General features: G+C 71.3%; 3 protein-coding genes and 1 pseudogene. All 4 read left to right on the top strand.

Translation table 11 applies throughout. The features are described from left to right. Positions 1-43: 43 nt before the first annotated feature. A pseudogene (locus ACFFIA_RS40955) lies at positions 44-328 on the top strand (CurL C-terminal domain-containing protein); the annotation flags it as partial. A 72-nt stretch (positions 329-400) separates the two neighbouring features. Then, positions 401-9,952 (top strand): SDR family NAD(P)-dependent oxidoreductase, encoded by a 9,552-nt coding sequence (locus ACFFIA_RS40950; RefSeq protein ID WP_377262288.1) that lies wholly within the window; start codon positions 401-403, stop codon positions 9,950-9,952. Between the two features lie 10 nt (positions 9,953-9,962). Then, positions 9,963-10,871 carry a nucleotide disphospho-sugar-binding domain-containing protein gene (locus tag ACFFIA_RS40945; RefSeq protein ID WP_377262286.1) on the top strand — a complete coding sequence of 303 codons (909 nt, stop codon included), beginning with the start codon at positions 9,963-9,965 and terminating at the stop codon, positions 10,869-10,871. A gap of 137 nt (positions 10,872-11,008) precedes the next feature. Continuing rightward, positions 11,009-11,389: beta-ketoacyl synthase N-terminal-like domain-containing protein (locus ACFFIA_RS40940; RefSeq protein ID WP_377262284.1), on the top strand; the 381-nt coding region annotated here is incomplete at its 3' end.

The raw sequence follows: 11,389 nt of genomic DNA, 5'->3' as shown, positions 1-11,389 counted from the left end.
GCGGTCGTGGCCGGCGTCTGCTGGTCGGTTGCGGCGGGCTGGGGTGTCGTCGTTCGGTTTGAGCGGGACGAACGCGCACGTGATCGTGGAGGAGGCGCCGGAGCCTGTGGCGGCGCCAGGGCCAGTGGCGGAGCCGGTCGTCGGGTCTGGTGTGGTGGCGTGGCCGGTGTCTGGTGTTTCTGGGCCGGCGTTGCGGGCGCAGGCCGCTCGGTTGTTGGAGTTCGTTGCCGCGCGTGGCGAACTGGATCCGGTAGACGTGGGTTGGTCCCTGGCCACCTCGCGGTCGGCGTTCGAGCACCGTGCCGTGGTTGTCGGTGCCGGCCGTGACGAGTTGTTGCGTGGGTTGGCCGCGCTTGTCGACGGGGAGCCTGGTGCCGTTCAGGGCACCGCTGGTGGTGGTTTGACCGGGTTCTTGTTCGCCGGTCAGGGCGCGCAACGGCTGAACATGGGCTCAGGGCTGCTGGAGGCGTTCCCGGCGTTCGCGGAGGCGTTCGACGGCGTGTGTGCCGAGCTTGACCCGCATCTGGACCGCCCGTTGCGTGAGGTGATCGCCGACGGTTCCGGCGGGCTGTTGGATCTGACTGGTTGGGCGCAGCCGGCGTTGTTCGCGGTCGAGGTGGCGTTGTTCCGGTTGTTGGAGTCGTGGGGTGTGGTCCCTGATTTTTTGTTGGGGCATTCGGTTGGTGAGTTGGCGGCGGCTCACGTGGCCGGTGTGTGGTCGTTGCCGGATGCGTGCCGTCTGGTGGCCGCTCGGGCCAGGTTGATGCAATCCCTGCCGACTGGCGGTGTGATGGCCGCGGTCCAAGCCTCCGAGACGGAAGTTCGTGGGCTGCTGAGTTCGGGTGTGGATGTCGCGGCGGTGAACAGTCCCGGCTCGGTGGTGGTCTCTGGTGACGAGGAGCCGGTTGCCGCGGTCGAGGCTCATTTCGTGGGCTTGGGTCGGCGGGTGAAGCGGTTGCCGGTGTCGCATGCGTTTCATTCGGTGCGGATGGAGCCGATGCTTGCCGAGTTCGCCCGGGTGGCCGAGTCGTTGTCCTATGCCGCACCGACGTTGTCGGTGGTGTCGAATCTGACTGGTCGGGTTGCCGCGCCTGAGGCGTTGTGTGACCCCGGGTATTGGGTGCGTCAGGTGCGTGAGCCGGTCCGGTTCGCCGACGGGGTGGCTACTCTCGCTGGGCAGGGCGTGACCCGGTTCGTGGAGCTGGGTCCGGACGCTACGTTGACTGCTTTGGCGGGGGAGTGTCTGGGCCAGGACGCTGTTCTGGTGCCGGTGTTGCGCAAGGACCGGCCCGAGCCGCATTCCGCGGTGACGGCTCTGGCCCGGCTGCACGTGCATGGCGCATCAGTCGACTGGACGGCCGTGTATGCCGGCCACCCCGCCCGGCACATCCCGCTGCCCACCTACGCCTTCCAACACCAGCGCTACTGGCTGGAAACCTCTACAACCGACCACGACCCGACCTCCCTCGGCCTGCGAGCCATCGACCACCCGATGCTCACCGCCGCTACCGTGTTGGCCGACTCCGATGGGCTGATGCTCTCCGGGCGCATCTCGCTCGCGACGCACTCCTGGCTGGCCGACCACACCGTCGGCGGCACGGTTCTGTTCCCCGGTACCGCACTCGTCGAGCTGGCGATCACCGCGGGGGAGCGGGCGGGGTGCCCCCGACTCCGGGAGCTGATCCTGCATGCGCCGCTGGTGCTGCCGACGGAGGGCAGCGTGCGGGTACAGGTGGTGCTGGGCGCGCCCGACGCGGCGGGTACCCGCACCGTCGGCATCTTCTCGTGCGCCAGCGCGCCGACCGATGCGGAAGTGTGGGTCCGGCAAGCCACGGGCGTGCTGGCCGTCGCCGGTGACCCCGCGACGTTCACGCTGGCCGCCTGGCCGCCTGCCGGCGCCGTACCGTTGCCGATCGACGGCACCTACGAGGAGCTGGCCGACCTGGGCGGCCTTGTCTACGGGCCGGTGTTCCAGGGGTTGCGGCGGGCCTGGCGCCGGGGCGACGAGGTTTTCGCCGAGGTGAGCCTGCCGGAGCACGCCCGCTTCGGAGCGGACCCGTTCGGGCTGCACCCGGCCGTGTTCGACGCCGCGCTGCACGCGATCGGCACGCTCGACCCCGGCCACGGCAAAGCGGTGGGCGGCGACGAGCTGTCGCTGCCCTACTCCTGGTCCGATGTGGAGCTGCACGCCTCCGGCGCGGCGGCCGTGCGGGTGCGGATCACTCCGCTGCACGGTGCGACCGACACCGCTGGCGCGAGCGACGGCGCCACGACCGTCTCTCTCGAACTCGCCGACCTCGAAGGCATGCCTGTCGCGTCAGTCGGGTCACTGATGCTGCGCCCGGTGAGCCCCGAACACCTGGCTGCCGCTGGACAGTCCGCTGTGGACCGGATCGCGGACTCGCTCTTCCAGGTCGATTGGTTGCCGATCACATTGCCGGGCCCGGCCCGCGTGTCGGTCGCCGACTTCGAGGAGACACCGGAGGCGGGAGTCGCCGCGGATGTGGTGGTGCTGCGACTGCCCGGTGGCGCCGACGTCGCCGCCGCTCGTGCGGCGACCCATCGGGCGCTGGCCGTACTCCAGCGGTGGTCCGACGACGACCGCTTCGCCTCCACCCGCCTGGTGCTGCTCACCGTCGGGGCCCAGGCGTTGCCTGGCGAGCGTGTGCCAGACCTGGGCGCCGCCGCCGCGCACGGCCTGTTCCGCACCGCCCGTTCCGAGTACCCGGGGCGCGTCTTCCTGGTCGACACCGACGACGAGCAACGCGCGCGTGACCTGGTGACCGCCATCGTCGCCTCGGGCGAGACAGAGGTGATCCTGCGCGGAGACCGGACCCTGGTGGCGCGGCTGGCCCGCGCCCGCGCGCCGCAGCCAGCGGCGGCAGCGGCACAGGAGCCGGTGTGGGACGGCACCGTGCTGGTGTCCGGCGGCACCGGAGCACTCGGCCGAGCCACGGCACGCCACCTCGTGGCGCGGCACGGCGTGCGCCGTCTGCTGCTGGTCAGCCGCAGCGGCGACAAGGCGCCAGGTGCCGCGGCGGTCGCCGCCGAACTGGCCGCTTCGGGAGCCGAGGTCGAGATCGTGGCCTGTGACCTCGCCGACCGGCGGTCCGCCGCGGAGCTGCTGGCCTCCCGCGAAGTGACAGCGGTGGTACACGCCGCGGGCGTCCTCGACGACGGAGTGATTTCCGCGTTGACCCCGGACCGGATCGACACCGTGTTCGCGGCGAAGGCCGAAGCCGCGTGGCATCTGCACGACCTGACCAAGGACCGGGACCTGACCGCCTTCGTCCTGTTCTCCTCCGCGGCCGGCGTGTTCGGCGCGCCAGGGCAGGGAAACTACGCCGCCGCCAACGCGTTCCTGGACGCGCTGGCCGCTCACCGGCGGGCTGCCGGGCTGGTCGCGCAATCGCTGGCCTGGGGGCAGTGGGCGCTCGCCGACGGCATGGGCGGCGACCGAAGCGGCAGAGCCGCACTGTCCGAGGCGGACGGACTTGCGCTGTTCGACGCCGCCGCCACCACCGACAGGTCGTTGGTCGTACCCATCAGGCTGGACCTGGCGGCGTTGCGCGGTGAGCCCGACCGGGTCCCGGACCTGTTGCGCGGTCTTGTTCCGCCGGGCCGCCGGGCCGCGGCCCGGCAGGCCGGCACGGACTCGCTGCTCGACCGCCTCGGCCCGCTCGCGGTGTCTGAGCGGCTCACCGCCCTGCAGGAGCTGGTGCTGGTCCACGTCGCCGCGGGGCTCGGCCACAGCTCGCCGGAGCGCATCGACGTCGACCGCGTCTTCAAGGAGCTCGGGTTCGACTCGCTCATCGCCGTCGAGGTGCGTAACCGGCTGGCCATCGCCACCGGGCTCGACCTGCGTATCACCGTCATCTTCGACCACCCGACGGCTCGCGATCTCGCTGCCTACCTGTACCACGAGCTGTTCGGAGAGCTGGCCGAGACGACCGGCGGTGGCCCGGTCGTCGTCATGGAAGCCGCCGACGATCCCATCGTGATCGTCGGGATGGCCTGCCGTTACCCGGGGGGCGTGTCGTCGCCCGAGGATCTGTGGCAGCTGGTGACCTCCGGCGGTGACGGGGTATCCGCGTTTCCCACCAACCGGTCGTGGGACATGGACTACTGGAACCGGGCGCTCGCCGCCGCCGGCAGGCGAGCGGAAGGCGGGTTCCTGCACGACGCCACCGACTTCGACGCCGCGTTCTTCGGGATCAGCCCGAATGAGGCGATGATGATGGACCCGCAGCAGCGCATGCTGCTGGAGGTGTGTTGGGAGGCGCTGGAGCGTACCGGCGTCGACCCGCTGTCGTTGAGGGGCAGCTCGACCGGCGTGTTCGCCGGCACCATGGGCTGCATCTACGATCCCGGGCCGAGCGCGCTGGCGCCGGAGAACGTCTTCTTCCGCGGAACCGGTGCGCTGGGCAGCATGGTGACCGGCCGGGTGGCGTACACACTCGGCCTTGAAGGGCCGGCGATCTCGGTCGACACCGCATGCTCCTCGTCGTTGGTCGCGCTGCACATGGCCGCCCAGGCGCTGCGAAAGGGCGACTGCTCGCTGGCCATGGCCGGCGGTGTGACGCTGCTCTTCTCACCGGAGCCGTTCGCGCACACCAGTGGCTCGTCGGTCGACGGCCGGTGCAAGTCGTTCGCCGACTCCGCCGACGGGTACGGCTGGAGCGAGGGCGTCGGCGTGGTCGTGCTGGAACGCATGTCGGACGCCAGGCAACACGGGCACGAGATCCTGGCCGTCGTCCGGGCCACCGCCGTCAACCAGGATGGCATGTCCAACGGTCCGACCGCGCCCAGCGGACCGGCACAGGAACGGGTGATCCGGCGGGCGCTGGCCGTCGCCGGCCTCCGACCATCCGATGTCGACGCCGTGGAGGGCCACGGCAGCGGCACGACACTCGGCGACCCGATCGAGGCCAACGCGCTGCTGGCCACCTACGGGCAGGACCGCGCTGCCGACCGGCCGCTGTGGCTGGGGTCGGTGAAGTCAAACATCGGCCACGCCCAGGCGGCCGCAGGCGTCGCCGGTGTCATCAAGATGACGATGGCGCTGCGCAACGGAAAGCTGCCGAGGTCGCGATACGCGGAAGAGCCGACGACCGGCGTCGCCTGGTCGAGCGGAAACGTGCGGCTTCTCGCCGAAACCATCGACTGGCCGGTCAACGGCCACCCGCGCCGGGGCGGCGTGTCAGCGTTCGGGCTCAGCGGGACCAACGCCCACGCCATCCTCGAGGAGGCACCGGCACCGGTCGCGTCCGCGGCCGAGGTGGCCGGCCCGGTCGAAGAGCGCAGGAAGGCAGCGGTCACACCGCCCCTGCTGCTGTGCGCGCGGACCCGCGAGGCGGTTCCCGATCAGGCCGAGCGGCTGCTGTCGTACCTGAACGAGCACCCCCAGCTTGACCCGATCGATGTCGGATACTCGTTGGTGACGTCGCGGATCCCGATGCCGCACCGGGCCGTGGTGGCCGGTGCCGACCGCGACGAGCTGCTGGCCGGGCTCGCCGCCCTGGCGGCCGCGAAGCCGGCGCCCGGGGTCGCGCTGGGCACCGTGCGCCCGGGCCGGAAGACCGCCTTCCTGTTCCCCGGTGGCGGCATCCAGCGTGCCGGCATGGGCCGCGAGCTGTACCAAGCCTTCCCGACCTTCGCCTGGGCCTTCGACGAGGTCAGTGACACCTTCGACCGCTACCTGGACCGGCCGCTGCACGACGTCATGTTCGCGGCCGAAGGCTCGGTCAACGCGAAACTGCTGAACCAGATGCAGTTCACACTGTCCGCGGTGTTCACCATGGAGGTCTCGCTCTTCCGGCTGCTGGAGTCCTGGGGGCAGCGCCCGGACTATGTGCTGGGTCACTCCGCCGGTGAACTGGCCGCCGCGCACGTGTCCGGCGTGCTGTCGCTGAAGGACGCGGTCAAGCTGACCGCCCACCGGGCCCAGCTCATGCAGGAACTGCCCGGCGGCGCACTGGTGGCGGTGGAGGCCAGCGAGAGCGAGGTCCAGCCGATGCTCACCGACCGGGTCAGCATCGCGGCCATCAACGCACCCGGTTCGGTGGTCATCTCCGGAGACGTCAAGCCGACGCTCGCGCTGGCCCGACGGTTGAAGCGGATGGGCCGGCGGACCAACCGGTTGGCGGTCATGCAAGCGGCGCACTCGCCCGGCGTCGACGAGATGCTCGACGACCTGCGCGACATCGCCCGGGGCCTGACCTACCACAAGCCACGACTACCGGTGGTTTCGACCGTCACCGGCGCGCTGATGACCGACGAGATGTGTGGGCCGGAGTACTGGGTGGCCAACTGCCGCCAGTCCGTGCGCTTCCTTGACGGGGTACGCGCGCTTGAGTCGGCCGGCGTCAACCGGTTCATCGAGTTGGGCACCGACGGCACGCTGTCGGCGATGGTGGAGTCGTGCCTGACCGAGACCAGCGAGGACGCGGCCGCGGTGCCGGTGTTGCGGGGCGTGGCCCAGCCCGAAACCGTGGCGATTCAGCTCGCCGCCGGCCAGATGTACGCCGACGGGCTCGGCCTGGACGGGGCGCGGCTGTTCGCCGGCCGGGACGCCCGCCGGGTGCCGCTGCCGACGTACGCCTTCCACCGGACCAGGTTCTGGCCCGACATCGACCCGAAGGCCCTCTTCGCCGGCGGTGACGCCGCCTCGCCCGGCCTGGACGCCATCGGGCATCCGGTGGTCGGGGCGGCGACGCGATTGGCTGACGCCGACAGCGTCGTGCTCGCCGGCCGGGTCTCGGTCACCAGCCATCCGTGGCTGGCCGACCACACCGTCGGCGGCACCGTGATCTTCCCCGGTGCTGCCATGGTCGAACTCGCGATCCGGGCCGGTGACGAGGTGCACTGCCGCCGGCTGGAGGAGTTGACTCTCGAAGCACCGATGGTGTTGCCCGAACACGGCCGGCTACAGATCCAGGCCGTGGTCGGCGAACCCGATGGTTCGGGCGCACGGTCGATCACCGTGCACTCCCGCGCCGACGACCCCGGTGCGCCGTGGCTGCGGCACGCTGCCGGGCTCCTGGCACCTGACGGCGCCGCCGTCCCCGCGGAACTGCTCGCGTGGCCTCCCGCCGGCGCCGAACCGATCGCCGTCGACGGCCTGTACGACGCGCTGGCCGGTGAAGGGCTCGCCTACGGGCCGACGTTTCAGGGCCTGCGCGCCGCGTGGCGACTCGGCGACGATGTCTTCGCCGACGTCAGCCTGGACCACGCGTCCGGATCCGACGCCGTCGGTTTCGGTATCCACCCGGCGGTCCTGGACGCCGCCCTGCACGCGATCGCCTTGTGTGAACCGGTCGAGGTCGCGGGTGGCCTACCCTTCGCCTGGACCGGCGTCGAGTTGCACGCCACCGAAGCGACGACCGTGAGGGTACGGATCCAGCCGCTCGCCCGGGACACGGTGTCGATCGCGCTGGCGGATCAGACCGGCCACCCGGTCGCGTCGGTCGAGTCGCTCGTGCTGCGCTCAGGCGCCACAACGTCCGCCGCCCTCGGCTCCGCCGCCGCGGCGACCGCGCACGAGTCACTGTTTACAGTGGACTGGGTGCCGGTGGACGTCGGCGCACCGGATGACGGGTCGGCACCGGACATCCGCGTTCTGGACCGCACAAGCCTGGGGGCCACGGCGGGCGCGGTCCACACCGCGACCCGCGAGATGCTCGCGTCGCTGCGGCAGTGGCTCGACTCCGACAACCCGGCGAAGCTGGTCGTGGTGACCCGCCGCGCCAGCGTACTCGCCGGGGAAGAGCCAGCCGACCTCGCCGGTGCGGCGGTGTGGGGCCTGGTGCGTGCGGCGCAGGGCGAGCATCCGGGCCGATTCGTGCTGGCGGACCTGGACGAGGACCCCGAGTCCTATCGGATGTTGCCGGCGCTCGCCGCCCGCGGTGAACCAGAGGCCGTGGTGCGCAACGGCGTCGTGCACGGCGCGCGGCTCGTGCGGCCGCGCCCAGGTGCGGATGCCGCACCGGCGAGCACATTCGACGCCAACGGCACCACCCTGGTCACCGGCGCGGGCGGTGTCATCGGCCGGCTGCTCGCCCGCCACCTGGTGACCGCGCGCGGCGTCCGGCACCTGTTGCTGGTCGGCCGAGGCGGTGTCGCACCGGAGATCTCGGCGGAGCTGACCGCGCTGGGCGCGAGCGTCACGACGGCGGGGTGCGACGTGTCGGACCGCGAGGCGGTCGCCCGGCTCCTCGCCGGGGTTCCCGCCGCGCACCCGCTCACCGCCGTCGTCCACCTGGCCGCCGTCGTACAGGACGCCACCATCGCCGCGCTCACCGATGAGCAAATCGCCGACGTGTTGCGCCCCAAGGTCGACGGGACGATGGTGCTCCACGAGCTGACCGAGGGCCTGGACCTGTCGGCGTTCGTGGTGTTCTCCTCCGCCGCCGGCCTGCTCGGGAGCGCCGGCCAGGCCAACTACGCGGCGGCCAACTCATTCCTGGACGCGCTGGCCGCGTACCGCCAGGCACAAGGCAAGCCAGCCCAGTCGCTCGCCTGGGGCGCGTGGCAGACGCTGGACGAGACGATCCTGGCGCGGTTCGCGCGGGCCGGGCTGGGCGCACTGTCCGATGCGGACGGCTTGGCGCTGTTCGACGCGGCGACCGCCCGCCCGGAGGCCCTGCTCGTACCGATGAAGGTCCTACCCGGCGTTCCGGACGTGCCCAGCGACGTCCCGCACCTGTTCCGGGCGCTGGTGACACCCGCACGCCGCACCGCCGCCCGGGCCGCCCAGTCGGACGCGGACTCACTGCGGCAGCGGCTCGCCGCGATGCCCGAGGGCCAGCGGGAACGCGTGCTGCGTGCGCTCGTGGTCGAACACACCGCCGGGCTGCTCGGCTACGCCGACTCAGGCGAGATAGATCCACACCGGCACTTCCTGGAGTTGGGCTTCAACTCGCTGGCCGCGGTGGACCTGCGCAACAGCATCGCCGCCTCGACGGGGCTGCGACTGCCGGCTACGGTCGCCTTCGACCTGCAGAACCCGGCGGCGCTCGCGAAGCACCTGCTGACCAGCTTCGGCAGCCTCGACGGGACGGCCACGCCGACCTCGGCCTCGGCTCCGGCCACCGGCCAGGAGTCGGCCGATCCGGTCTCGGATGGCCTGAAGCTCCTGTTCAGCGAGGCGGTGCGAGCCGGGAAGGCACCGGAGGGCCTCGCGATGCTCAACTCGGTCGCCAACCTTCGGCCGTCGTTCGAGTCCGTCGCGGACGTCGATCCTCCAGTGCCGGTGACCCTGAGCGAAGGGTCAGCGCGGCCGCACCTGCTGTGCTTCGCCACCCCCGTGGCGATGGGCGGCGCCCACCAGTACGCCCGGATCGCGGCCCATTTCCGCGACCTGCGGCGGGTGTCCGTGCTGCCGATGCCGGGCTTCCAACCGGGCGAGCTGCTGCCCGCTTCGACGGACGCCATCATCGACGTGCTGACCGAGGCGGTGCGCAAGGCCATCGGTGACGAGCCGGTCATCCTGCTCGGCTACTCATCGGCCGGCATCTTCACGCACGCCGTCGCCGGCCGGTTGGAGCGGAGTGGCGTTCGCCCCGCCGGCACGATACTGCTCGACACGTACCCGGTCAGCGAAGCGGATGCCGGCGACGTCGACGCGGGCGGGGTCAGCCGGATCATCAGCGAGATGATCACCGGCATGCTCGATCGTGAGTCGCAGTACGGGAACTTCGACCGGACCAGGCTGACCGCGATGGCGCGCTACATGGACATCCTGCCGCAGGTTGTCCTGACCGACATCGCCGCGCCGAGCCTGCTGCTGCGGCCGGAGCGCGGGGTCGGCAGCGGCCAGGCCGATGAGCGATGGCAGACGACCTGGCGCCGAGCCGACGCCGACCGGACGATACCCGGCGACCACTTCAGCATGCTCGCGGAGGATTCGACGGAGACGGCGCGGGCGATTCAGGAATGGATCGATGAGCTTTAGGAGAGCCGCCATGCGTGCCCTGTTCGCCTCGCCGCCGTCGCAGCGGTTACACAATCTGGTCCCGCTGGCGTGGGCGCTTCGCAGCGCCGGCCACGAGGCACAGATCGCGGCCGGGTCCGCCGATGTCGACGCGGTCAACCGCACCGGCCTGGTCGCGGTCGCGGCCGACGACACGGACGCCCTGGTGGAATACGCCGGCCTGTGGAACCCCGACGTGGTGATCTGGGACCCCTGCTCGCCCGCGGGGGCGGTCGCGGCGCGCAGCGCAGGGGTGGTCAGCGTGCGGATGCGGGGAATCCTCGACCATGTCACACCGGCCGAGGTGGAACCGGCCGACGCCGACGCCACGGTGGACTCCACGCCGCCCACGCTGCGGACGCTGCTGGCTTCCGGCCCACAGCTGCCGATCCGGTACCTCCCCTACGGCGGCCCCGCCGTGGTCCCGTCATGGTTGCGTCGCAAGCCGCGGCGCCCCCGCGTCTACGTGTCGCTGACCGACGCCGGGACGATCTCGCCCGAGTTGTTCGACGCGCTCGAAGACCTCGAGATCGAGGCGATCTGCGCGATCGCGGTGGACCTCGTACCGCCCGAGACCGATCTGCCGTCCAACGTCCGGCTCGTCGACCCGGTACCGCTGACCGCGATCCTGCCGACCTGCGCGGCGGTCGTACACGACGGTGTGGCGCTTGCCTCGGCCGCCGCGTACGGCGTACCGCAACTGGTGCTTGGCGCCGGGGCGGGCCGAAAAGGCACACCGCTGGCGAAACAGCTTCACCACATCCTCACCGATCCGGCGCCGCGTGCGGAAGCCGACCGACTGCGGGAGGAGATCTCAGCGATGCCGTCCCCCCGCGACGTCGTACCCGACCTCGTTCGGCTGGCTCGCCGTGGCGCCGGCGCATTGGGGCGTGCTTCATAAAGGGCGACTCGACCGACCCTTATGAGCACAGCCTAGGGGGCGGCTAGGGGTGGGGTGAGCGCGGGCGTCTCGGTAACGTCCAGCGCGAAAGTTGCGGACCATGCGGACGATTCGATCGATAGGTGGTCGAGACTCGGGTGAGCAACGAGGAGAAGCTTCTCAGCTATCTCAAGCGGGCGACCACGGACCTTCGGGTAGCGCGTCGCCAGCTGACAGAAGTTGAGCTTCGCGCTCGGGAGCCGATCGCGATCGTCGGGATGGCGTGTCGCTACCCGGGTGGTGTGCGTTCCCCGGAAGATCTGTGGCGCCTCGTGCTTTCTGGCGGCGACGGGATCGGCGGGTTTCCCGCCGACCGCGGCTGGAATCTCGACCGGATCTACGACCCGGACGGCGTACGACCGGACACGAGCTACGTCTGCGAAGCCGGCTTCCTCGACAGTGCGGCAGACTTCGACGCCGACTTCTTCCGGATCAGTCCGCGTGAGGCGTTGTCGATGGATCCGCAGCAGCGGTTGTTG

The organism is Phytohabitans kaempferiae (genome assembly GCF_042433955.1).
GTDB lineage: Bacteria > Actinomycetota > Actinomycetes > Mycobacteriales > Micromonosporaceae > Phytohabitans > Phytohabitans kaempferiae.
The sequence above is the reverse complement of the archived record's forward strand: the minus strand, read 5'-3'. Positions and strand labels throughout refer to the sequence as shown.

Bases quoted from the DNA above. Each gene is read 5' to 3' on its own strand.
- ACFFIA_RS40945 (WP_377262286.1), top strand. From the start codon at position 9,963: ATGCGTGCCCTGTTCGCCTCGCCGCCGTCGCAGCGGTTACACAATCTG.